Here is a 24,113-nt window from a genome sequence, read left to right as displayed (position 1 = left end):
GCCGCCACCCTCGGCGGAGATCGGTCCGCTCATCCGGCCGGAGCCTTGACGCCCGGCCGACGTCGTGGTCTGCTCTGCGAAAGCAGCCGGGCCGAAATTATGATTTCGGGCAGAGTTAAGTCGGTCGAGGGAGACGGGATGCGCGGCAGACGAGCGATCGTGACGACGACGGCGGTACTCGCCTCGGCCGGACTCGCGGGAGTGGGGCCGATCGCCGGCGCGGCACCCGGCCACGACCCCGCCGATCCGACCATCCGCGACGGCGACCTCCTCGTGTCCAACCACAGCTTCGAGGACGGCACCGCCGGGTGGACGCCGTCGAACGGGCAGGGCGGGCCCGCCTCCCCGCACTGCCGCGACGCCGGCGCCGCCACCGGGACGTGGGCCAGCGACGGCCAGGCCGGCCTCGAGTTCACCGGCGAGGCACCGTGCGTGAACGCCGGCGCCGTCGCCGAGCCGGTCACCGCCGAGCCGGCGGAGACGTACACCGCGTTCGTCCGGACCGACGGTCCGGGTCAGGCCTCCCTCGGGCTGCGATTCCTCGACGACGCCGGCGACGTCCTCGCCGACGAGCACGCGCCGCGCACGGACGCCGGTGACGTCCTCGAGGTCACCGCCACGGCTCCGGAAGGCGCCTCCGCCGTCGCCGTCGAGCTCGGCGCGCACCGCACGGTGCGCTTCGACGAGGCGCTGATCACGGCCCCGCTCACCGCTACGGGTGACCAGGTGACCAAGCGCGGTTCCTTCCTCGCCATGGCTGCCGGCCACGACGAGAACGACCGGGCGGTGACGTTCTCCGTCACCACCGGCTCCGACGACGACCCGGGCACACTCGTGGTGACCGACGTCCTCACCGGCGAGATCACCCGCACCGTCCCCCTGCCCGGCGTCACCGGTTCGTGGACCCTCGAACAGAACCCCGTCACCGACGAGGTCTACATCGGCGCCTACGGCGCACCGGGGCTGTACAGCTGGACACCCGGCCAGGACGAGGCCGAGCTCCTGGGGCTACCGCCGATCGACCGTATCGGCATGCTCTACGGCCTGACCTCGGCGCCCGACGGCACCTTGTACGGCGGAGCGTGGGGAGAGCCGACCGACGGATACGACGGTGCCCAGCTCTGGCGCTACACCGCGGCCGACGGCTTCGAGTCCTTCGGCCCGGTGCTGACCGAGGACGCGAACTACACCCGAGCGGTCGCCTACGAACCCGAGAACGAGGCGCTCTGGGCCGGCACCGGGACGGTCCCGCACCTCTACGGCTGCGACACCGACGGCACCTGCACCGACTTCACCGACCTGCTCAACGAGGACATCCGTTCGAAGGAGTGGGTGTACGGGATGACCGCCGGCAGCGGATACGTCCAGGTCTGGGCCGGCGACTCGAAGAGCTTCGGCGAGGACTACCTCCTCGTACTGCGCACCTGGCGCGACGACGCCGGCGACCTGCAGGCCGAGGTGGCGCACGAGGTGCCGGGCGTCATCTACAACGGTTCGAGCCCAGTGGTGGACGGCAAGGTGTACTACTCCGTGGCCGGAGAAGAGAACCAGCCGCTGCACTCACTCGACGTCGAGACGGGCGAGGAGGTAGTCCTCGACCACGCGGAGACCGGCATCTTCTCCCGCGCGTGGGAGGTCATGGACCTCGACGACCCCGCATGGCCCGGACCGAGCCTCGTCGGCTTCAACTCCGGCGGCTACCTCGTGAAGTACAACATCGAGACCGAGGCGCTCGAACGCACCTACGTCGAGGACGTCCCCGAGGTGGCGTCGGGTCTGTCCTCCGCCGTCGGGGGAGCGGACGGCCGCATCTGGAGCGCCGGCTATCTCACGGGCGGCCTGGGCGCCTACTCACCGATGCGCGCCGACCGCCAGGTCACCTACGAGGTGGGCCGGCAGGCCGAGGGCATGATCAGCCACGACGGCGCCGTCTACCAGGGCACCTACCCGAACGGCCAGATCGCCTCGTTCGACCCGCGGACCTTCGACGGCAGCGCGGAGCCCGACGTCGAGTGCACGATCGGGGCCGAGCAGAACCGGCCGTACGGTCTGGCGGCCGCCGGCCAGCGGCTGTACTACGGCAGTCAGGCCGCGTACGGCCACGACCTCGGCGCGATCGGCTACCTCGATCTGGAGACGGGGACGTGCACCACGTTCTCCGAGGAGGTCGGCCACTACAGCGTCAACACCCTGACCCCGGCGGCAGGGAAGATCGTCGGCGGCACGTCCATCTTCTTCTCCTACGACGGCACGCCGATCGAGGACGAGGCAGGTCTGGTGGTCCTCGACGAGTCCGACCGGATCACTCACCACGACCTACCGGTGCGTGGGCTACGTGCGGTGAGCGCGGTGGCCACCGGCGCCGACGGGCTGGTCTGGGCCTACGCCGAGGGATGGCTCTTCGGCTTCGACGCCGAGACCGCGGAGTGGGTCTTCCAGGAGGAGGTCTTCCCGGGGTGGAAGCCCGGTCAGCGCATCAGCGGCAACTACGCCGCGATGCTCGAGCTCGACGGAGTTCTCTACGGCAACGCCGGAGGCCGCCTGTTCGCTCTCGATCCGGCCGCCACACTCGAGTCCGGGAACGCCGAGGTCACCGTGCTCCTCGCCTCAGGTGCCGGAGGCGGCCTGACCACCGACGACTACGGGAACCTCTACACGCGCTACCAGTCCACCCAGCTGCTGCGGATCAACCCCCGCGCCCTCTGACGGAAGGCATCGACATGGCCACGGCATCTCTCGACCGCCGCCGCTTCCTCTGGCTCGCCTCGAGCGTCACCGCACTCGGCGCCGGGCTCACCGCCGCGGGCGCCACCCCGGCACGGGCCGACGAGGCGCCCGACTACACAGCCCGGGAGACCTTCGACGACGCGCTCGCCGCGTTCATCGACAGCGGCGCCACCGGCCAGCACTGGCAGGACAACGAGGAGGGCGCGCTGGCGTGGGGGCAGTCGTACGTGCTGCTCGGCATCATGCGGATGTACGAGACGTACCGGGACACCACCTACCTCGACACGTTCGTCACCCACGCCGATGCCGTGCTGGGCAACCGGGACGAGGAACGTGGCGTCACGGACCATCAGGGCCGGTCGGGACCGGTGTGGCGTGCCGGCGGGAACTACGTGGCCTCGCACATCACGCTCACCGGAGACGACGGCGCGCCCCTCGTCCAGATCCGCAACGCCGACAGCCGGTCGGCGGAGTCCACGGTCGAGGTGCTCCCCGGCGCGCAGCCCGGCACGTTCACCCTCGCCATGACCCACGTGACCATCGGCACGACGACCCTCGAGGACGTCTCGACCGACCCGTCGCATCCGCGTTTCGTCGAGACGGTCGCCACCGAGGAGGGGTACTACCTGTGGGGCCGGTGGACCGCCAAGGTCCTAGCCGACGGCGTACCGCGGCCCGGGACGTACGAGGCCGAGCAGCAGTACTACGCCTTCGCCGTGCACACCGGGATGGTCACCTACCCCATGGCGATCTTCGCCCGCACGGTGCTGGAGGATCCGGCCCTGTCCCGGAGCCGGTACCGCGGCCCCGCGCAGCGCTACCTCACCGCCGCACGCCGGGCCGTGGCCTTCCACGACGGCGAACTGCGCTCCGACGAGCGCGGAACCAGCTACGTCTGGCCGCAGGGGGCGCCGGTGCCCTTCGACGGCACCGAGCAGCCGCTCAACCAGAGCCACGGTCTCGGGCTGACCATGGCCGAGCTGTACCGGATCACCGGGGACGCCGGCTACCGCAGCGCAGTCGAGGGTCTCGCCGAGACCTGGCGGGCGGACCTCGTCGACCAGGGCGGCTGGCCCGCGTGGCCGTACTGGCCGACCTGGGGGCACCTCTACCAGGGGTACGCCGTCGAGGACGGCGTCTCCGAGTACACCCCGTGGTACAACCCGAGCGTCGCCTGGGAGGACGTCAGCCACGCGGCGATCTCCGTGGAGTTCGCCGCCGCGGCGCACGGCGCCGGGCTCGCGTTCGACGACGCCGACCTGGAGGCCTTCGCGCGGTCGTACCTCGAGGGGTTCGTCATCGACGAGGCCAGCGTGCGCCACCGGTTCCTCGGCCCGGACCCCGCGGCCGACTCCACCGCCGTCCAGACGGCACGCTGGCTCGCCCTGGACCGCGTGGACGGCCGCGTCGGCGAGCACGCGCTCGGTCTGTACGAGGCCGTCGCGCTCGTGCCCGGATCCGGCTCGCACCTCGCCGGCATCGCCTACCTGAACTACGCCGCGGCCGACCCCTGGTCCTGACCGGCGTCCGGCCCGGCCGGGGAGCTCAGCGCAGCCAGCGGTCGAGGTGCTCGGCGACGAACGCGTCGTCGCGCAGCTCGGGATAGGCCGCCCAGATGCGGTCGATCTCGGCTAGCTGCCCGGGGGAGAGCCGGTCGCGTGGCTCGAGGAAGACGAGGTTCTCCAGCAGACCTTGACGCCGGAGCGCCTCGTGGACCCCGGCGATCGATCCCGCGAAGCCGTTGGCGGCGTCGAAGAGCACGCCGTTGGCGTCGGTCAGGCGCGGGTTGAGCGCGACGAGGTCGCGGATCGCCCCGCTGTCGCCCGCCTTGGCCAGGCGCGCGAGCTCGAGTGTGCGCACCGCTTCGCGCGTCCAGACCGCCCACTGTCCGAGCAGCCCGCCGACCACCTCGACGCGGGTGGTGCGGCCGGTGGCGTCGTGCACCCGGAACGAACTGAGCAGGTCGACGACGATGCTGTCGTCGTTGCCGGTGTAGAGCGCGACGTCGCCGCCCCGTGCTGATTCGGCGACGCCGTGAACGACGTCGAGCGTGGCGTAGCGGTCGAACGGTGCCGCCTTGATCCCGACGACGCTGGGAAGGTCGGCCAGCCGGCGCCAGAAGGACCGGGAGAGGTGGCGACCGCCGACGGCGAGCTGCAGATAGAACCCGATCACCGGCAGGACCTCGCCGACGGCACGTGCCCGGTCCAGGAGCTCGTCCTCGCTCGCGTCGTCGACACCGTGCGGGGCCAGCAGGCACAGGTGGTAGCCGAGGGAGGCGGCGAGCTCGGCCTCGGCCACGGCCTGCGCCGTCGGGCCGCTGAGGCCGGCCACCAGCAGCACGTCCCGGTCGGGATACTCACCGGCTGTCTCGGCCGCCAGGCCGAGGACCGGCTCGAGAAGGCCGCGTGAGGGCTCGTGCACGGCGAACTGCGTCGTGTGCACGGCGACGGCGAGGCCGAGCGAGCCCGCCTCGATGTAGTAGCGGCTCAACGCCCGCTGGCGCCGCTCGTCGATCCGGCCGTCCTCCCGCAGCGCGAGCGGATGGGCCGGGAGCACTCCGCCGGCGCGGAAGCTCCGCACCGCGGCATCGGTGCCGAGCGCGGGTGCCGGCGCCTGGTCGCCGATCATCAGAACTTCCCGTCTCGGCGCTGGAACTTGGTCGGCTTGTCGTGCACCGGCCCGCCGGCGCGCAGCCACTGCGCCGTGTGGTCGAGGAGGTCCTCGGTACCGAGGGCGGGAGCGCCGAAGAGCTCGTGGCAGCGGGTGGCGTCGGACAACAGGGCCGTCGGTGCCTCCGTGCCGGTGAACGTCACGTCCTCGCCGAGCCTGCGGCCGAGCGCGTGCGCCAGCTCCCGTACCCGCAGCGTCTCTGCCCCGGTGACGTTGAGGACGAACGGCGGCACGTCGGCATGGCGCAGTGACCGCAGGGTCACCTCGTTCGCATATCCCTGCCAGATGACGTTGACGTACCCCATCTCGACGTCGACGGGCAGCCCCGCCCGGATCTGCTGGGCGATGTCGACGAGCACGCCGTAGCGCATCTCGACGGCGTAGTTGAGCCGGATGAGCGCCAGCGGTGTCCCGCGGCGCCGGGCGATCTCCGTGAGCACCCGTTCGCGGCCGAGGCAACTCATCGCGTACTCGCCGACCGGTCCTGGATCGTCCTCCTCACGTGAGCCGCCGCCGTCGACCGGGACGAGCGGATACACGTTGCCCGTGGACAGGACGGCGAGCGGGACGCCCGGGTAGCGCTCGGCCACCCGGCCCGGCAGATAGGTGTTCGTGTGCCACGTCGCCGCCTGGTTGCCGCTCGCCCCGAACTTCGCCCCGACCAGGTGGACCACCGCGCCGGCGTCGGGCAGGCCGTCCAGCGAGGACTCCTCGCCGAGGTCGGCCCGGACCACACGGGCCCCCGAGGCCTCGAGCGCCTCCGCGGAGCCGGGCGTGGTGAACCGGGAGACGGCGATGACGTCGGTGCCCGTGCCGGCCTGCTCGATCGCTGCGCGGGCGAGCCGGACGAGGCTGGGGCCGAGCTTGCCGGCCGCCCCCAGCACGAGGATGTCGCCCTCGATGCTCGCAATGTCCTCGATCAGGCCTGGGCTGGGCGCGGCGAGCCGGTCCTCCAGCTCGCTGACCGTCTGCATGAGACCTCCGTGAGTTACCTGATTAAGTGCTGCCGGAATAGAGAGTAGCGGCTGGACCCTAATTAGGGCAGTCGTGGTGCAGACGGTGTCTCCGCCGGGAGTGACCAGTTCAGAGGTCTGCTACCCGAGTGGGCGCTGCGAGCGGCCAGCAGGGCCACGCGGCTCGCCGCCAGGGACTCGGCGGTGGCGACCTCCGGGGCTATGCCCGCCGCCAGCGCCGTGAGCGCCTGCTCCGCAGGGCGCAACCCGGCCGGCGTGGACGGGCGCCAGGCGTCGGGGGTGTCGGTCCGGACGCTCACCTCGCCGGTCCACCAGTCGATGTCGGCGACGCCCTCGGTACCTGTCAGGCGCATCCGGTACGGAGCGGTGACGGCCGAGGCGTCCGGCCAGAGCCAGTGGGCCTCGATCGTCGCGGTCACCTCACCGGCCGTCATCACCAGTGCACCGCTGTCACAGAACTCGGGCGCGTCGGCGAACGGGCGGCGCGGTGCCACCCCGGTCACGGTCCCGCCGGTGGCACCGGTCAGCGCCAGGACGAGGTCCACGTCGTGCACCGGGAGGTCGCCCAGCAGGTCTCCGTAGCCGTCACGCCGGAAGAACCACGGCGGGCGGGTCCGGCGGCGCAGCTGGTGCGGACCGGTGGAGGAGATCAGGGCGAGGGTGCCCAGGACGCCGTCCTCGACGAGCCGGCGTGCCGCGAGCGTCGCCGGGTACCAACGCTTCTCCAGCATGAGCGAGACGTGGCGGCCGGTCGTGGCCGCGGCTGCGGCGATTCGTCCGAGGTCCTCGAGCTCGGTGCACAGCGGTTTGTCCGCGATGACGTGAGCCCCGGCGTGGAGCGCCTCGACGACGACGTCAGCACGCTCACCGTAGACACCGCACACGGCCACGACGTCGGGTGTGTGGGCCTGCAGCATCTCCGCGTGGTCGGCGTAGGACGGCACCCCCGGCGGCGTCCAGCGTTCGCGGTCGTCCCGATGCGGTTCGCTCAGCGCCACGAGTTCGATGCCGGCACGGCGGTCCGCCTCATCCAGCGCGTAGCGGACATGACCGTGCGCGGCGCCGGCCACGGCGAGGCGGATCATGCGGTATCCGGATCGCTCGGGACGGTGACGCGCGTCCCCGTCCTGGCCGATCGGTAGGCGGCGTCGATGAGCGCCACCGTGCGCCAGCCGTCCACGGCTCGCACGCTCGGCGGTCGCCCGGCGGCCCGCGCGTCCAGCACGTCGCGCCAGACGTCGACATGGCCGGCGAGGCCGATCGCGGCCGGATCCGCAGACCCGGCACCCGCGCTCGAGGTCGACGGCGGGGGCGGGGCCTCGTCGACCTCCCAGCGCACGACGTCGGTGTGGGCGAGTTCGATGGCACCGCTCGTGGTGCGCAGGCTGAGCACGGCCGGGTCACCGGGCGGGGTCGCCGTCGTGGTCACGGCGACGCCGAGCGCGCCGGAGGCGGCCTCGAGCGTCACGGTGGCGGTGTCCTCCGCCTCGCCGCCGTTGCCGAGAGTGGCGGTCTGCGCCGTGACGGCGGTGATCGGTCCGAGGAACCAGGACAACAGGTCCACCGAGTGCAGGCCCTGGTTCGTCAGGGAGCCGCCGGCGGGCATCCGAGAGCGCCAGGGGGCGGCTGCGTAGTAGGCGGCATCGCGGTGCCAGTGCACGAAGATCTCCCCGAGCACGGGGTGTCCCAGGGTGCCGGCGTCGAGCTGGGCGCGGATGTGCCGGTGCTGCGGCTCGAGACGGCGCTGCGCGACGGGGTAGACGGTCCGCCCACGTTCCTCCGCCAGGCGGAGCAGGGCGGTGGCGTCGGCCGTCGAGGTGGCGAGGGGCTTCTCGACCACGACGTCGTGCCCGGCGTCGATCGCGGCGGCGGCATGGCCGGCGTGGAGGTCGCTCGGCGTCGCGACGAGCACGATGTCGAGATCGCTGCGGGCGGCCAGCTCCTGGGCGTCGGTCATGTGCTCGGCCGCCGGCCACCCGGCCTCGGCCAGTGCCGCGGCCGAGCCGCCGCTGGCGGCCACGACCTGGGCGGCGCCGTCCAACCGGGACAGCGCCGCGGCGTGCGTGCGCCCGATGCTGCCGAGGCCGAGGATGCCGACGCGTACCGGTGCGCTCATGCCAGAGCGTCCGGGTTCGCGACGACCTTGGCGATCGCCTGGCCGATCGCGGCGATGTGCTCCTCGGAGGCCAGGAGCACCGACTGCGGCAGCCACAGCGTGTCGCTCGCGACCAGATCGGTGGCGGGGCAGTCGGGCACAGGAGCCGGCTGACCGAGTCGCTCGGTGAGCCGGTGCATCTCGGATCGGATGGCCTCGTTGTGGTGTAACGGGACGTATCCGGTGGACACGCCCGGAACGCCCTCTGCGGTCAGGGCACGAGCCGCGGCGTCCCGGAGACCGCGTGAGCCGAGCTCGGGGACGCGGAAGAGGAACAGGTGGTGCCCGTGGGCGGTGACCCGCTCGTCGCGCGCCGCGACCTCGACGCCCTCGAGCGGCGTCAGAGCCTCGCGCAACGCCGCCGCCCGCTCGGCCCGCACGCGCTGCAGGTCCGGCAGCCGCTGTAGCTGTGCCCGCAGGACGGCGGCCTGGAACTCGGTCAGGCGCAGGTTGTAGCCGACGACCGAGTGCTCGTACCAGGCTCCCCGTGGCAGGCGGCCGACGTTGACCTGGGCGTAGGTCGAGGTCGCGAGCCGCTCGTCCTGGGCTGTGATCGCACCGCCCTCACCGGCCGTGATGTTCTTCGACGTCTGGAAGCTGAAGGTGCCCAGATCGCCCAGGGTGCCGACGCCACGCCCCTCCCACCGGGCACCGAGGGCCTGCGCGCAGTCCTCGACGACGGCGAGGTCATGGCGGCAGGCCACCTCGTTCAGGGCGGTCATGTCGACGACGTCGCCGCCCAGGTGGACGGGGATCACGGCGCGTGTCCGTTCGGTGACGGCCGCCTCGACGGCGGCGGCGTCGAGGAGATGGGTCGCCGGGTCGACGTCGGCGAAGACGGGCACGGCGCCGACGAAGAGTGCCGCCGTGGCGGTGGCGATGAACGTGTAGGGAGGCACGATCACCTCGTCGCCCACGCCGACGTCGAGCGCGCGCAGTGCGGCCGCCAGGGCGAGTGTGCCGTTCGTCAGGGCGATGGCGTGCTGGGCGCCCTGGAAGGCGGCGAGCTCGCCCTCGAACGTCCTCACCACCTCGCCGTGGATGCTGCCCCAGGCACCGGAGCGCAGGACCTCCAGGAGCCCGTGCTCCTCCTCGGGGCCGTGCTGCGGCCACGGTGGCAGGGCCGGCAGGCCGGACAGGGCCGCAGGGCCGCCGTGGACGGCGAGGGTCTGGTACGTCGTTGTCATCGCTCCCCATTTCGGCGCGCCGAATTACGCATTAGGATGCTGACCATACATGGATCTTGCCAGTCCGGCACGGGTCCGATACCTAGGAGTCGCCATGCCCGCATCGCCCGACCTCCTCGCTCTCGACGGCGGCACGCCGGTGCGCCGGGAGCCGTTCCCCACGGTCTCGGACTCCTCCGGGCGCCGGATCGGTGCCGAGGAGGAAGCGGCCGTGCTCGACGTCCTGCGCTCCGGGCGGCTGAACTCGACGGTCGGGCAGGTCACCCGTGGCCTGGAGCAGGACTTCGCCGCGCGATACGGGGTACCGCACGCCGTGGCCTCGAGCTCGGGAACCTCGGCGATCCATCTCGCCGTTGCGGCGCTCGACCCCGAGCCCGGCGACGAGATCATCACCACCGGCCTGTCCGACGCCGGCACGGTCCTGCCGATCCTCGCGCAGAACGCCGTCCCCGTCTTCGCCGACGTCGATCCGGCGAGCGGAAACCTCGACGTCGCCTCGGTACGTGACCGGATCACCCCCCGGACGCGGGCGATCATCGCGGTCCACCTCTTCGGTCAGCCTGCCCCGGTCGCCGAGCTGCGCGAGCTCGCGGACTCCCACGGCCTCGTCCTCATCGAGGACTGCGCCCAGGCGTACCTGACGGCCACGTCCCCGGACGGGGCGTTGGCAGGCACCGTCGGTCACCTCGGCTGCTTCAGCCTGCAGCAGTCCAAGCACATCACCGCCGGCGACGGCGGCCTGACCATCACCGCCGACGATCAGCTGGCACGCCGTGCACGACTCTTCGCCGACAAGGCCTGGCCGCGTGACACAGACGAACGCACCCACCTGTTCCTCGGACTGAACTACCGGATGTCCGAACTCGAGGCCGCCGTCGCCCGGGTTCAACTCACCCGGCTCGACGCCGTCGTCGAGGACCGGCGCCGCACCGCCAAGCTCCTCACGGACGTGGTCTCCGGCCTCGACGGGCTCGGTGCGGCCGGAGACGACGGCACGGTGTACTGGCAGTTCCCGATCTTCCTCGACACCGACGTGACCGGAGTCGATGCGCACTGGTACGCCGAGGCGCTGCGCGCCGAGGGCATTCCCGCCGTCGGGGGATACATCCAACGTCCGCTGTACCTCACGCCGGTGGTCGCCGAGCACGTGACGTACGGGACCTCGGGCTACCCCTTGACCTGCCCGCCGGCCGACGCCCTCCAGAGCTATGCGCCGGGTCTGTGTCCGCACACCGAGGCGCTGATCGGTGGCCGGCTGCTCGTGGTGCCGTGGAACGAGAACTACAGCTCGCAGGACGTCACCGACATCGCGACGGCGATCGAGAAGGTGCACCGCGGGCGGCCAGGTCGCTGAGGCCGGGCCTCAGGCGCTCTGCCGGGCCGGGCGCGGGCCACGGACCGGCAGGATCGCCGAGAGCAGCGTCCGGGTGTACGGGTCCTCCGCGGCGGTGAACACCTCCGTGCGTGTCCCCGCCTCGACGATCTCGCCGTCCTTCATCACCGCGACGTGGTCGGAGAGCTGGTCCACCACGGCGAGGTTGTGCGAGATGAGCAGGTACGCCACCCCCAGGCGGTCCTGGAGCTCGGTCAGCAGATCGAGGATCTGGGCCTGGATCGAGACGTCGAGCGAGGAGGTCGGTTCGTCGCAGACGAGGATCTCCGGCTCCGGCGCCAGCGCCCGCGCGATGGCGATGCGTTGCTGCTGGCCGCCGGAGAACTGCTGCGGATATCGCCGGGCGTCGTCCGGCGAGAGCCCGACGAGGCGAAGCAGCTCGGCCGCACGCTCGGTCCGCTCCGTGGGCGCACCGATGCCCTGCAGGCGCAACGGCTCGGCGATGTTGGCCCCGACGGTGTAGTGCGGCAGCAGGGAGCCGTAGGGGTTCTGGAAGACCATCTGCATCCGGCGCCGCAGCGTGTCCGCCTGCGCACCGTGGATGTCCTCGCCGTCGACCAGCACGGTGCCCGAGTCCGGCCGGTGCAGGCCCATGACGAGTCGGGCCACCGTGGACTTCCCGCTGCCGGACTCGCCCACGAGCCCGAGCGTCTGCCCGCGCCCGATGCTCAGGCTGACGTCGCGCACCGCCCGGACGGTTCCTGAGCGGCCGTGGAAGGACTTGACCAGGTGCTCCGCACGGAGCAGGGGCGGGGCGGCCGGCTCCGCCGTCGGCCCGGACACGGGCGAGGCGGTGGTCGACGAGACGCCCTTGCGTGCCACGTCGCCGACCTCGAGCGTGGCGTCGAGCAGCATCCGCGTGTAGGGCTCGCGGGGTGCCCCGAGCACGCGTTCCATCGTGCCCTGCTCGACCACCTGACCGTGATTCATCACCAGCACGTCGTCGCAGAAACGGCGGGCGACCCCGAGGTCGTGGGTCACCATGATCATCCCGGTGCCCTGGTCCTTGATGGCGGCGAGCAGATCCAGCACCTGCGCCTGGACGGTCACGTCCAGGGCGGTCGTGGGCTCGTCGGCCATGACCAGCTGCGGCTCGGCGATGATGGCCATGGCGATCATGGCACGCTGGCGCATCCCGCCGGAGAGCTGGAACGGGTACATCCGGGCCCGCCGCTCCGGCTCCGGGATCCCGACGTCGCCGAGGGCCCGGACGGCGCGCTCGCGTGCTTCGCTGCGCGAGCACAGGTCGTGCCACCGCAACGCCTCGGCGAGCTGGCGCCCCACCGGGATGGTGGGGTTGAGCGCTTCCATCGCGTTCTGGAAGACCATGCCGATGTGCCGGCCGCGGATGGCGCGCATCGTGGCCGGTGGCGCGGCCAGCAGATCGGTTCCGGCGAAGTCTGCGGTGCCGGACACGACCCTGCCGTTGCGCGGCAGCAGTCCCAGCAACGAGCGGACCGTCACGCTCTTGCCGCTGCCGGACTCGCCGACGACGGCGAGGGCGCGCCCGGGCTCGAGGGTGAGGTCGACCCCGTCGACGGCGACGAACGTGCCCCCGTCGGCGCGGGCGAAACCGGTGCGCAGTCCGGCGACGTCCAGCAGGGGCGCTCCGGGCTCGATCGTGGGGCGGAACTCGCGCTGGCTCACCGGCGGGCCTCCGTAGAGATGTCGAACGCGTCTCGTACGCCGTCACCGATCCAGGTGAAGGCGAGCAGGGTGAGGGCGAAGGCGATCGCCGGTGAGACGATCATGTGCGGCATGGTCGTCGCGAAACGGACGCCTTCGTTGATCATCGCGCCCCAGGAGGGCATGTCCGCGATGCCGAGGCCGAGCAGCGAGAGGCCGGCCTCGGTGGTGATCGCGGCCGGCACGGCGAAGCTCGAGGTGACCAGCAGCGGACCGACGGCGTTGGGCAGGATGTACCGGGTGGCGATGGTCGGGCCTGCGGCCCCCATCCCGCGTGCCGCCTCGACGTAGTCGCGCTGTTTGAGCGTGAGGACCTGGGCACGGATCAGACGCGCCTGGGTCACCCAGCCGGCGATGGCGATCGCCGCCATCACCGACCAGAAGCTCCGCCCGAAGACGGTCACGAGCAGCACGGCGAAGAGGTAGGTCGGGAAGGCGTACATCACATCGGTGGCCGCCATGAGGACGCCGTCGATGCGTCCGCCGCGGTATCCGGCGACGGTGCCGATCACCAGAGCGATGAGCACGGAGATGATCTCGGCGACGAAGGCGACCAGCAGGGCCGTCCGGAGGCCGAACAGCAGCCGGGACAGGATGTCCCGGCCGAGGGTGTCGGTGCCGAGGAGGTGCCCCGGTGTGCCCACGGGAGCGAGCTGGTGACCGTAGTCGGTCTGCGTCGGACCGTAGGGCGCGATCAGCGGCGCAAGAGCGGCCAGCAGCGCCAGCAGCACGACCACCCACAGGCTGAGGAACGCCATGCGGTTGGCGCGGAACCTAGTCCAGGCTCGGGACGCCGGTCCGGCTGCCTTCGCCGACCGGGCTGTCTCCTGCGTGGGCGTCTCGCTGTCTGCGGGTACGGCTGCCACGGTTCTTCCGCCCACTTTCTGCGCGAACGCGCGGGTCGAGGAGGCCGTAGAGAAGATCGACCGCCAGGTTGGTGACCATGAGGATGACGGCGAAGAACATCGTCGTCCCCATGAGCAGGGGCATGTCCCGGCTCGAGGCGGCCTGCGTGAACGCCAGCCCGAGCCCGGGGATCCGGAACATGGTCTCGATGAACACGGTGCCGGTCATGAGCGCTGCCAGCATCGGCCCGGTGACCGTGACGAGGGGGACGAGGGAGTTGCGCAGCACGTGCCGGACCGTGACCACGGCCGGATGCCCGCCCTTGGCCAGCGCCGCGGTGACGTACTCCTCGCGGAGCGTCTCGAGCATCGAAGAACGGACGTAGCGCGCCAGGACCGCCAGTGGCCCCACCGCCAGGGCCAGCACCGGCAGCACGAGGTTCTCCGGTCCCGTCCACCCCGCGGCCGGCAGGATGCGCAGACCGCCCGCGAAGATGAGGACGAGGAAGACGCCGGTCAGGTAGTTCGGCAGCGCGTGACCGAGCGTCAGGATGAACATCGAGCCCGAGTCCAGGAGCGAGCGCTGCCGGAGCGCGGCGAGCATCCCGACCGGGACCGCGATGATCAGCGCCAGTGCGGTGGCGAGGACGGCCAGCGTCGCCGAGACCGGGAATCCCTGGGCGATCAGACTCTCGACGGTCTGTCCGGGATGCCGGTACGAAGGCCCCAGATCCCAGGTCAGGGCACCGCGCATGAAGATCAGGTACTGCTGCCAGGCGGGCACGTCGGAGCCGTACCGGGTGGCGAACTCACCGGCCACCTCCTGGGCCGCCTGGCCCGCCATCCCGGTCGCACCCGAGCTCGCGCGCTGGATGTCCGCGAAATTGCCCGGCGCGAGCTGGAGAAGGAAGAACGTCAGCGCCGAGATGACCCCGAGGGACAGGACCATCCGCAGCACGCGACGCAACAGGAATTCGACATATCCCATCGCTCACCCCGCCGAGTCGTCGACCGAGAGGTCCTTGAAGTAGTACCGGTCGGCCTGGGCGCGCAGCTCCAGGCCCTGGACCCGGGGTTGTGCGACGTAGACCGTGTGGTTCCAGACCACGGGGAGGAAGAGCTCGGTGCTCTCGCGGATGGCGGCGGCGTCGGCGTAGATCTGCTGCTGCTCGTCCTCGTCGACCGTCTCGCGCGTGTCCTCCACGCGTTCGGCGAACTCCTGGGCCTCAGGCATCGTGCCGTCAGAGAGGATCTCCTCGAGCCGGCTGCTGCGTTCACCCGGCGACAGTGATTCGTCCGCCTGGACATCGAGGAACTCCTGATAGGCGTCACCGCCGAGACCTGCCTGACGCACCATGTCGGGGGACCAGAGCTGCTCGACCTGGTAGGGCCACGAACTCACCCCGGAGAACGAGCCGTACCAGAAGCCGACGTAGTCCTCGTCGTGCATCTCGTCGCGTCGTTCCACGTAGACGCCGACCTCGACGACGTCCTTGTCGACGTTGATGCCCAGGTTCGTCTCCCAGGTGTCGATGATGGCGTCGAGCTGCGGAAAGTCCGAGCCGGCGAGCAGCGTGAGCGTCGGGAAGCCCTCGCCGTCGGGATAGCCGGCCTCCGCCAGCAGTCGCTGGGCCTCCTCGACGGCCCCGTCACCGGACATCTCCTCGTGGGCGGCGAGGTCCTCGCTCCACCCGGGCACGAGGGGGGAGACGATCGTCGAGGCGGGTGCCGACGTCTCGCTGATGCCGGCGATCTCCTCCCGTCCCAGTCCGAGGCTCAGCGCTCGCCGGATCTGCGGGTCCTCGATGATCGGGTTCCGGCTGTGCAGCGGAGCGAGGTAAGTGGTGCCGGAGTTCTCGAGCCAGTGCATCTGCTGCTCCAGCTCGGGGTCTTCCATGAACCGGGCGATCTCCGCGGGCTCGCCCAGCGCCTGGATGTCGACCTCGCCGTTCTCGTACGGAACCGTCGTCGTGATCGACCCCTGCTCGATCAGCTGGACGTTGATCTCGTCGAGTGCCACATTCTCGGCGTCCCAGTACTCCGGGTTCTTCTCCAGGCGCATGCTGGAGTTCGCGGTCCAGGCCGCGAGATTGAACGGCCCGTTGCCGACCCAGTTCTCGGGCTGTTGCCAGTCGCCGTCGCCGCCGCCGACCGCGTCCGGGTTCAACGGAAGCATCGAGGGGTACGTCAGCCCCATGAGGAAGCCCGGGTTCGGGGCCTCGAGGGTGAACTCGAGGGTCTGGTCGTCGACGGCCTCGATGCCGACCTCGTCGAAATCCTCGACCAGACCGGTGTTGTACTCCGTCGCGTTGAGGATGCCCAGCGGGGCCTGGTACGAGGAGGCGTTCGTGGTCACGCCGCTCTCGCCGCGCTCGGGGTCGAGCAGGCGTTCGTAGGTCCAGGCGAAGTGCTCGGCGGTGAGGGGTTCACCGTTGGACCAGGACGCTCCGTCGCGTATGTGGAACGTCCAGGTGAGGCCGTCGTCGCTGACCTCCCAGTCGTCCGCGACGCCCGGGCGCACGTCGGTCCCGTCCGGAGTCTGCAGGACCAGGCCCTCCAGCAGCCCCATCTGCACGAGCCACATGCCGAAGGTGACGCTCTGGGGATCGATGTGCGCGAAGTTCGTCGCCTGGACCGTGATGCTGCCGCCGGAGGCGTCGCCGTTGCTGTCACCGCCGCCGGAGTCCTCGCCGGTGTCGCCGAACAGATTGCAACCGGCCAGGGCAAGAGTGATGGCGACGGCGCCGGCGGCACGACGTACCCGCCGCCCTCGTCGGTGTGCCGTGGTCGCCCCCGCGGTCCGTGCCATCGCGTCCTCCTCGGTCGCCGGCGTCCATGCCGGCTCGCATTCGGGATGTCCGTAAATGCAACTAGTGCCATGACGTTATGACGCAATAGGGGCGGCGTCAACGGCTACGTGTCACGACTTGGTCAACATCGTGTGACGTCCACGTCACCTGTGCGTCGACGTTCGGGCAGGAGGCGCGGCTGTCAGGAGAGTTCCCACCGGGTCGTGCCCGGCCGCACATCCACCGCGAGCTGGGCGAACACCCGGCCGTGGCGGCGGACCGTCGTCACCTCGAGAGTCGCGCCATGGTCCGCCCGGGCCAGACTCGGCGGCGCGCCGGCGTCGACGGGCACCAGAATCGCGGCGGCCTCCAGCGGTGCCTCGGACTCGACATCGACCTGGACGGTCCCGCCGCGCCGCACCGCCGTGAGGCGCACCGCGCGACGGGCACGCTCCCACGCGTTGATCTGTTCGGCTGTCCACCACTCCATGCCCCGGCGTCGCGCCTCCGCCGCGAGCTCGACGCACGCGGCCCGCGTGGCGGGCCGCCGGTTGAGGTGCGGGCCGTGGAAGAGGAAGTGCGCGACGCCGTGCTGGGCCTCGGCCGCATCGAGGATGACGTCCCGGACCGAGGCGTGCGCGGCCCAGGCGAGGTCCTGCGTGTGCAGCGGGAGGTTGAGGACGTCGTGGACGCTACGACCGGACTCCGGCGGTGCCAGGGGGAAGGAGACGTGCGCGGTGCCGAAGGGGAAGCCGACGGTTCCCTGCTTGCTGGGGCCGCGCGACTCGTCGATCTCGATGCCGACCTCCTCGCACCAGCGGTAGAACTCGGTCCATCCCTCCCAGCGGGTGTAGTGGTTCTTGTTGGCCACGATGTCCTCGCGCCCGGTGACGGCCTGGGCCCAGGCGTACTGCGCGCGGAACTGCGGCCATCCCCACGAGGCGATGTCGGCGTCGCCCATCGCGTTGTAGTGCAGCGCGTGCTCGTGACCGGCAGCGGTGATCGCGTCGTAGATCTCCTGTCCGTACCCACCCGGGAAGACCTGGCACCAGGTCACCGACACGTCCGCCTCGGCGAACGCGTCGAGTGCGGCTCGGCCGTCCTCGGGGACGTTCTGGTCGGCATCGTGCGACATGTGGGCGATCGCCGACAGGCCTGCCGGCCAGTACCCGAGCCAGGGGACGACGGTGCCGGTCCGTTCCGTTCCTGCCCAGATGGCCTGCAGGAGCAGTGAGCGCCACCAGTCGGCGTGCGGCTGGTCGAAGATCGGGACCGCGGCCGGCGGCGGATAGGTGTGCGTGTAACTCTCCGGGACCGGGCCCTCGCCGGGCGGGAGCGCCCGGTCGTGCTCGAGGTCGAGGGTCATGCCGTCCTCGGCCTTGAGGATGTCGTCGTCGACAGGAGCGGTCCCGTCACGGGCCGGGACGCCGTCGCCGGTGACCGGCACCCCCTGCTGAACGAGGACGACGGTCGCCGCGAGGTCGACGCCGAAGGTGATGACCATGCCGTCGCCGTGCCGCCGGGCGCAGATCGCCGCCTCCCCGCTCTGCCAGGTGGCGAGGACGTCGGTGCCGGGCGCCGGATCGAGGCCGGCGCCGCGGACGGCCCGAAGGTGCCGTGGCGGCCGGTGGGTCCAGAACGGGTGCTCCGCCACGGTCACGCGGCCGGTGCCCACGGCATGCGTCTCGCGGGCGCCGGCGAGGTCGCCGAGGTCGGTCGGCCCGGCGGTGAGGATCAGGGTTCCGCCGGCCGCGACCCACGTCTCGAGCGTCTCCACCGCTCGGTCGGCCACGGTCGTCGCCACGACCACGCCGCGGTCGGGCAGGTCCGTGGCCGGGGTGGAGGTGGCCGTCGCGATACCCGCGTGGGCGAGGATCTCGACGAGGTAGCGGCCGAAGCTGCCCTCCACGCTCTCGAGCGTGCCGAGGTCGACGCCCGTGGGGGCCGAGGAGGTCGCTGACGGCGGTGAGGCCGTCCAGACCGTGACGGGGGATGTGGTCTCCACGGCGCGTCGGGCCGTTGCTGGGTGCGTGCTCACGCCGACAACCTTGCCAAGTCGGCTCGATTGCTACAAGCACTAACGCAAGATAGTGCGCATCCGAAATTCGTTCAGGTGCCGAGTCGCTCGTCCAGCAGCTGGTACCGGATCGGCGGTCGTCCGACCTTCTGTGCCCGGGCCGGTGGCATCGGCCATGCCAGGCCGGCGTCGACCAGGGTGCGCAGCGTGCGCCGCGCCGTTCGCAGGGTGACGCCCTGGATGCGGGAGATGCGCTCGGCGTCGACGATCCGGCTGGCGTCGTCCTGGTCGTCGAGTGCGCCGACGATCTGCCGCAGCGTCTCACGGTGCGGATCCTCGGCCGGCTCCTGAGCCGGTGTCGGTGCCTCCTGGGTGGCCGGCAGGGGGACCGGATTGCCCTGCGGGCCGACCAGGTAGGCCAGTCCGCCACCCGAGTCCCCGGCCTGCGTCACGGCCTGCTCGGCATTCTCCTCCGCCTCGAGGGTGGTGCGCCCGAGTCCGATACCGACCTCGGCCTCGACCGTGAGCACCTCGGCGATGGAACCCAGGAAGGGGGCGCGGGCGAAGTTGGACGTCGCCGAGCGCAGGGACCCCAGGGTGGTGACCACGAGGTAGCTGTGTTCGTCACGCTCGAGGACGGCGGCGTCCATGCGCCGGGCGTCGGGCAGGAGCGCCCGGTGCAGGGACAGGCGCAGCTCCTGGTACCAGTAGTTGCTGGCGCTGGTGCGCTGGGGAAGGAAGCTCGAGGGGAGCCGGACCACCACGATCGCGATCCGGGAGTCCTCCAGCCGTGCCCCGCTGCCGAGCAGACGCGCGGTTCGCAGCGCGTTGCGCAGTGTCAGTGCGGCGGGGGCCATGGCGAGGTGCGGAGTGCCCGCGTCCTCGAGCCGCTGTGCCACCGACGGCACCGTGGTGATCGCCCCACTCGTCCGCCCGGCGGCGAACAGGTCCTGGTGGAAGTCGAAGAACTGCTCGGGGGAGACGTTGTCGTGGTACTCCATGACATGGACCTCGTCGGAGGGCAGATCGAGGTCGACGTACGTCTCCCGGACGTCGCGCTCGAGGACGGAGTCGATGCTCACGCGGGCCGGGTCGACGGCCCCACCCAGGACGCCGCGAAGCAGGGCGGTGGGTAGGGCGACACCGCCGGTGGGGACATAGGTGGCCGGGACCGGAAGGGCGCCGTGCGACATCGCGACGTCGTAGGGCAGCGGGCCCGCGAAGAGGAGCACGTCGACGTCGTCCGCGATCCGCATCGCAGCCTCGCGTGCGTGCTTCTCGCGCTCGTACGCCGCGGTGACGAGCCGGTGGGCGGTGGTCGAGTCTTCGCGCGCGACGGCCGCCAGTCGGTGGACGAACGGTTCGGCGCCGATGACGCCGATGGCGACGACCTCGGTGGCTGGGCCTCGGTGTGTCGGCATGGGACCTCGCATTGCTCACGACGTGGCGGCCGGGCGGAGCCGTCAGGGCAGATTACTGACCGCTATTTCGGACACATCATAATTGGCGATCAGGGCAGGGCCTCTTAGGATCGCCGGCATGCGCATCGGCGTCGTCGACCTGGACACCTCCCATCCCGAGACCTTCCATCCGTTGCTGGCTGCCCGGGGGCACGCCGTCGTCGCCGTCCTGGGAGGCGAGACGGTGGTCGACCAGGCGTACACCGAGTCATATGCAGCGGAACACGGCATCGGCACCGTCGTCACCGACCCTTCCGAGATGGTCGGCGACATCGATGCCGCGTTCGTCCACTCGGTGAACTGGGACCATCACGTCGAACGGATCCGTCCGTTCGTCGCAGCCGGTCTTCCGGTGCACGTCTGCAAGCCGTTCGCGGGCCGTGCCGCCGATCTGGCCCAGCTCGAGTCCTGGGTCGACCAGGGAGCACGGATCACGGGCGGGTCGGCCCTGCGCTGGACCGCGGTCGCGCAGCAGGCGCGGTCCGTCGAGGCGAACGCCGGTTACGCGGTGACGTTCGGCCATCCGCTCGACTACGGGATTCACGCCTACTCGCTGATTCACGGCGCCTTCGGGCCGGGCATCACCTCGGCCCGCGCGCTCGACGACGACGGCCGGCGCAGCCAGCTGCGCTGGTCGGACGGGCGGTCGGCGATCGTCGACGTCCAGCCTCCCGGCGAGGGGTACGGCTTCTTCCTCACGCTCGTGTCACCGGCGGGTGTGGAACATCTCGACGCCACCGGACACAGTTTGTACGAGCCGTTCCTCGACGTGACATGCGCGTACCTCGGCGGGGAGGAGATCGGCCTCAGCTTCGCCGAGCTCATCGAGCCAGAACTCTCGTGTCTGGCCGCGCGCGCGTCGGCCAGGCACGGCGGTGACTGGGTGGACCTTCGCGGTGACTCGCGGATCTCCGACGGGGATTTCGACGGCGCCGAGTTCGCCCGGGAGTATGCCCGGACGCGGCGCGCGCGACTCGGTCTCGTGCCCCGCGAGAACTGAGCGCCACTCGCGGCAGGATCGGAAACCGGTGTCTACCAGGGTAGATAGCGTCAGAGGTAGAATGGTAGACATGTCGCTGAACATCAAGAACGAGCGCGTGCATGCACTGGCGCGGGAGGCTGCCCGCGTGACCGGCACGTCCCAGACGAGCGCGATCGAGACGGCGCTGGAACGACTCCTCGCCGAGCACGGTGTCGATCTGGCGCGCGCCGAGCGGGACCGGCGGATCGCCGAGATCCTCGACATCAGTCGTTCGTGGAACCCGAGGGCCGGCAGCCATGACGTGCTCGCGAGTGACGAGGACCTCTATGACGCCGAGACCGGACTGCCGGCATGATCGTCGACGCGTCGGCGCTGGTGGCCATCCTCAAGGGTGAGCCCGAGGCGGAGAGGTTCACCGAGCGCGTCGTGTCCGAATCGGCCAAGATCTCGGCCGCGAACTGGCTCGAAGCTGCGATGGTCGCCGATGGCAGTGGCGATCCGGCGGCCGGCGACAATCTGGATCGAATCGTCGCGACAGCCGAGATCGACGTCGTACCCGTGACAGCGGAACAGGCGTCGTTCGCCCGCTTGGCGTTTCGCCGGTTCGGTCGCGGTTCCGGGGCCGGAGCGCGCCTGAACTTCGGTGACTGCTTCGCGTACGCCCTGTCGGTGACCTCTGGTGAGCCGTTGTTGTTCAAGGGAGACGACTTCCGGCAGACCGACGTCCTGCCGGCCGAGCCCGGCGCCTGACCTACGACGCCGGGACGGGACCGGCCATCACCTTCGCCAGCACCGGCCGGGTGGCCAGCATGGCCAGGCGCACCAGGAGGATCCCGCCGGCGAGACCTGCCGCCACGGTCAGGACGGTCGTCGGGCTGGTCAGCGTCCCGACGGCGGTCATCGGGAGGATGAGGATCGCGGCGGAGCCGGCCGACCAGAGCGCCACGGTGACCAGCGGCCCCATGACGGCGCGGGTGCGGGCGCCGTCGACCCGGCCGAGCGGCATGCCCATGCGATCCAGCGCGGCGAACAGGTCGCGGCGGTCGAGCACGTCGGCGGCCTGGTTGACGGCCACGGAGGCGGCGACCGTGACGAAGGAGATCACCAGCGTCAGGATCACGCCGGTCCGGATGTCCTCGAACAGCATCCGGTCCTCGGCGCTCATCGCGGTCCCACCGGCCAACTCGGTGAAGGACAGGCCCACGCCGGCGAAGACGGCGGCGAAGGAGGTCATCGCCACCCCACCCACCTGCCGCCACGTCCTCTTCGGGGCGTCGAGCACGGTCCGCGCCGCCAGTACCCGCTCGGCCGAACGGGGCCCACTGGCCCGGGAGAGCTGAATCCGGCCCTGGATCCGCAGCACCAGCGGCCCGACCAGGTTGAGCACCGCCATGGTGAGCCCGAAGGTGATGACCACGCCGGCGGCCAGCACCAGCGTGCCCTGGTCCGCCCGCATGGTCTGCCCCATGACCAGGCCCGCGCACACGGCGAGGACGAACCCGACCGCACGCAACCACGACGTGCTCCCCGCCTGCTGACGCGTGCGCACCCCGAGCGGGGAGACCACCACCCGCCGGAGCCCGACGAGCGCACTGACGGCGGCGAGCACCACGAACCCGGCCACGCAGGCGAGCATCCCGGGCACGCCGAGCACCACGTTCCCGGCGCCGATCGGGCCACCGTGGAACGGCACCAGCCCGACCACCGGCGTCAGGGCCAGATGCCCGAGGACGCCGAGCAGCGTGCCGGCCAGCGCCAGCAAGGTCGCTTCGATCAGCGTCATCACCGTCACCGTGCGGCCGGAGGCGCCCAGCAGCGACAGCGTGGAGAGCCGGCGGTCGCGCCGGCGCGCCGAGAGCCGTGCCGCTGCCCCGCACAGCGTCAGCAGCGGGATGACCAGCAGCGTCACCGCGAGGATCGCCAGCCCCTGGTAGAGCAGACCGATCTCACCCTCGATGGAGAAGAAGAACGCGGCGCCGCCGAAGACGGTCAGGGCCAGCGCGGTCACGACGGCGAAAGCGGCGACCGGCAGCACCAGCACCGCACGGTCCTCGCGGGCCTCGCGGCGCAGCAGGAGCAGGGCCAGCCGGGCGGTCACCGGGCCACCTCGCCGGTGGTGGCGTCATGGACGATCTGTCCGTCGTGCAGCCGGACCACCCGGTGACACCGGGCTGCCACCGACTCGTCGTGGGTGACGAGCACGAGCGTGCCGCCGCGGCCGGTGGTCGCCGCGAGCAGCGCGGACATCGTCTCCTCCGATGTCGCGCTGTCCAAGGCGCCGGTCGGCTCGTCCGCGAAGACCACCGGGGGACCGACCACCTGGGCCCGTGCCACGGCCACCCGCTGCTGCTGACCACCGGAGAGCTGGCTCGGGCGGCGGTCGGTCATCCCGGCCAGTCCCAGCCACTCCAGCCAGCGGACGGCCTGGGCCTGCGCCTCGCGGCGGTCGACGCCGCCGAGCATCAGCGGTAACGCGACGTTCTCCGCCGCCGTCAGTTCGGGCAGCAGCAGTCCCTGCTGGAAGACGAAGCCGTACCGGCTCCGCCGCAGTTCCGCCCGGCCGCCGGCGGACCGGGCGTGCACGGCGACCGCGCCGCCGTCGTCGTAGAGGGCGACCGATCCGGAGTCCGGCGTGAGGATCCCGGCGAGACAGTGCAGCAGGGTGGTCTTGCCGGAACCGGAGGTGCCCATGACGGCCACCGACTCCCCGCGCCGGACGGCCAGGTCCACCCCGGCGAGCGCGACAGTGGGGCCGTACGTCTTGGTCAGGCCGTGGCCGGCGAGCACCGTGCCGGCCGGGTCGGCGATCTGCTGCGGCGGCGTCGCGCCGCGGGTGGTCGTTGCGTCCATGGCAGCAAGCCTCGTCCGCGCAGGGCCGTGACGTCGTCGGGCCGCAGGATGGTCCGGGCGGTGGTCGCCGTCGTCCCGACGGCGCCGGGGAGCCCGGCCGGGTACGACCACGGGGTGAGGCGGCTTCCACCGGCGGGTGGACGCGACGCCGGATCAGGCGCGGCCCCACGGGCCGCGTCCGCGCGAGGTTCTCTCCGCGCGCGCACTGGCGAGATCGGGCGTAGCGTCCCCGGCGATGACCGAAGCAGCGGGGAACACCATAGGAATCCTCACCGATCCCGACTTGCCGATCATCGGTGACTTCCCCGCGCCTGGCGGAATGGCTCGACGAGCGCACCGGGCACTCGTGGGAGGTGGTCATTGAGGCCGACTCCC

19 protein-coding genes are annotated in these 24,113 nt (G+C 71.4%); 6 read left to right on the top strand and 13 right to left on the bottom strand.

The genetic code is table 11. The features are described from left to right. The first annotated feature begins 138 nt into the window (after positions 1–138). Positions 139–2,706 carry an NHL repeat-containing protein gene (locus tag ACFSE6_RS05905; protein WP_388003433.1) on the top strand — a complete coding sequence of 856 codons (2,568 nt, stop codon included), beginning with the start codon at positions 139–141 and terminating at the stop codon, positions 2,704–2,706. Positions 2,707–2,720: 14 nt separating this feature from the next. Then, a complete protein-coding gene (locus ACFSE6_RS05900; RefSeq protein WP_388003430.1) occupies positions 2,721–4,247 on the top strand; it encodes a hypothetical protein in 1,527 nt (508 codons plus the stop codon). A gap of 25 nt (positions 4,248–4,272) precedes the next feature. Here the strand turns inward: ACFSE6_RS05900 and ACFSE6_RS05895 are convergent, their stop codons facing one another. The 5 genes from ACFSE6_RS05895 to ACFSE6_RS05875 form a co-directional block, all read right to left on the bottom strand. Beyond that, positions 4,273–5,358 carry a dihydrodipicolinate synthase family protein gene (locus ACFSE6_RS05895; protein ID WP_388003427.1) on the bottom strand — a complete coding sequence of 362 codons (1,086 nt, stop codon included), beginning with the start codon at positions 5,356–5,358 and terminating at the stop codon, positions 4,273–4,275. Next, positions 5,358–6,374, bottom strand: a complete 1,017-nt coding sequence (locus tag ACFSE6_RS05890) for an NAD-dependent epimerase/dehydratase family protein (protein WP_388003424.1) — start codon at positions 6,372–6,374, stop codon at positions 5,358–5,360. Before ACFSE6_RS05890 ends, ACFSE6_RS05895 begins: the two co-directional genes overlap by 1 nt. 62 nt (positions 6,375–6,436) lie before the next feature. Next, entirely contained in the window at positions 6,437–7,459 is a 1,023-nt protein-coding gene (locus ACFSE6_RS05885) for a Gfo/Idh/MocA family protein (RefSeq protein ID WP_388003421.1), read from the bottom strand. Beyond that, positions 7,456–8,490: a Gfo/Idh/MocA family protein gene (locus ACFSE6_RS05880; protein ID WP_388003418.1), complete on the bottom strand. Its 1,035-nt coding sequence runs from the start codon at positions 8,488–8,490 to the stop codon at positions 7,456–7,458. Before ACFSE6_RS05880 ends, ACFSE6_RS05885 begins: the two co-directional genes overlap by 4 nt. Beyond that, complete coding sequence (locus tag ACFSE6_RS05875; protein WP_388003415.1) at positions 8,487–9,716, bottom strand: DegT/DnrJ/EryC1/StrS family aminotransferase; 1,230 nt, start codon at positions 9,714–9,716, stop codon at positions 8,487–8,489. Before ACFSE6_RS05875 ends, ACFSE6_RS05880 begins: the two co-directional genes overlap by 4 nt. A gap of 94 nt (positions 9,717–9,810) precedes the next feature. Between ACFSE6_RS05875 and ACFSE6_RS05870 the strand changes: the two genes are divergently transcribed. Further along, positions 9,811–11,070 (top strand): DegT/DnrJ/EryC1/StrS family aminotransferase, encoded by a 1,260-nt coding sequence (locus ACFSE6_RS05870; protein WP_388003412.1) that lies wholly within the window; start codon positions 9,811–9,813, stop codon positions 11,068–11,070. A gap of 9 nt (positions 11,071–11,079) precedes the next feature. Here ACFSE6_RS05870 and ACFSE6_RS05865 read toward each other — a convergent pair whose 3' ends face one another. From ACFSE6_RS05865 to ACFSE6_RS05840, 6 genes are all read right to left on the bottom strand, one after another. Beyond that, positions 11,080–12,756, bottom strand: coding sequence for a dipeptide ABC transporter ATP-binding protein (locus ACFSE6_RS05865; RefSeq protein ID WP_388003409.1), 1,677 nt, complete (start codon positions 12,754–12,756; stop codon positions 11,080–11,082). Next, the gene (locus ACFSE6_RS05860) at positions 12,753–13,553 is read right to left on the bottom strand and encodes an ABC transporter permease (protein ID WP_388003406.1); all 801 of its coding nucleotides are present in this window, start codon (positions 13,551–13,553) and stop codon (positions 12,753–12,755) included. The genes ACFSE6_RS05865 and ACFSE6_RS05860 overlap by 4 nt, the downstream gene beginning before the upstream one ends. A gap of 16 nt (positions 13,554–13,569) precedes the next feature. Then, the gene (locus ACFSE6_RS05855; protein ID WP_388003403.1) at positions 13,570–14,628 is read right to left on the bottom strand and encodes an ABC transporter permease; all 1,059 of its coding nucleotides are present in this window, start codon (positions 14,626–14,628) and stop codon (positions 13,570–13,572) included. A gap of 3 nt (positions 14,629–14,631) precedes the next feature. Further along, the gene (locus tag ACFSE6_RS05850) at positions 14,632–16,449 is read right to left on the bottom strand and encodes a peptide ABC transporter substrate-binding protein (RefSeq protein WP_388003400.1); all 1,818 of its coding nucleotides are present in this window, start codon (positions 16,447–16,449) and stop codon (positions 14,632–14,634) included. A gap of 182 nt (positions 16,450–16,631) precedes the next feature. Continuing rightward, on the bottom strand, positions 16,632–18,467 hold the full coding sequence (locus tag ACFSE6_RS05845; protein WP_388003397.1) for a hypothetical protein: 1,836 nt from the start codon (positions 18,465–18,467) through the stop codon (positions 16,632–16,634). 71 nt (positions 18,468–18,538) lie between these two features. Next, on the bottom strand, positions 18,539–19,867 hold the full coding sequence (locus ACFSE6_RS05840; protein ID WP_388003394.1) for a hypothetical protein: 1,329 nt from the start codon (positions 19,865–19,867) through the stop codon (positions 18,539–18,541). 118 nt (positions 19,868–19,985) lie between these two features. Between ACFSE6_RS05840 and ACFSE6_RS05835 the strand changes: the two genes are divergently transcribed. From ACFSE6_RS05835 to ACFSE6_RS05825, 3 genes are all read left to right on the top strand, one after another. Then, the gene (locus ACFSE6_RS05835) at positions 19,986–20,906 is read left to right on the top strand and encodes a Gfo/Idh/MocA family oxidoreductase (protein ID WP_388003391.1); all 921 of its coding nucleotides are present in this window, start codon (positions 19,986–19,988) and stop codon (positions 20,904–20,906) included. A 70-nt stretch (positions 20,907–20,976) separates the two neighbouring features. Beyond that, positions 20,977–21,243, top strand: a complete 267-nt coding sequence (locus ACFSE6_RS05830) for a type II toxin-antitoxin system VapB family antitoxin (protein WP_388003388.1) — start codon at positions 20,977–20,979, stop codon at positions 21,241–21,243. After that, a complete protein-coding gene (locus tag ACFSE6_RS05825) occupies positions 21,240–21,638 on the top strand; it encodes a type II toxin-antitoxin system VapC family toxin (RefSeq protein ID WP_388003385.1) in 399 nt (132 codons plus the stop codon). Before ACFSE6_RS05830 ends, ACFSE6_RS05825 begins: the two co-directional genes overlap by 4 nt. Before the next feature lies 1 nt (position 21,639). On the opposite strand, the gene ACFSE6_RS05820 is transcribed toward ACFSE6_RS05825, so the two are convergent. Both ACFSE6_RS05820 and ACFSE6_RS05815 read right to left on the bottom strand, forming a co-directional pair. Continuing rightward, on the bottom strand, positions 21,640–22,986 hold the full coding sequence (locus tag ACFSE6_RS05820; protein WP_388003382.1) for an FtsX-like permease family protein: 1,347 nt from the start codon (positions 22,984–22,986) through the stop codon (positions 21,640–21,642). Continuing rightward, a complete protein-coding gene (locus ACFSE6_RS05815; protein WP_388003379.1) occupies positions 22,983–23,738 on the bottom strand; it encodes an ABC transporter ATP-binding protein in 756 nt (251 codons plus the stop codon). Before ACFSE6_RS05815 ends, ACFSE6_RS05820 begins: the two co-directional genes overlap by 4 nt. Between the last annotated feature and the right edge of the window lie 375 nt (positions 23,739–24,113).

The sequence above is a fragment of the Georgenia deserti genome (assembly GCF_042680605.1).
GTDB classification, from domain to species: Bacteria; Actinomycetota; Actinomycetes; order Actinomycetales; family Actinomycetaceae; genus Allobogoriella; species Allobogoriella deserti.
Note: the sequence above shows the minus strand (reverse complement) of the source record. Positions and strands in the feature narration are given on the sequence as shown.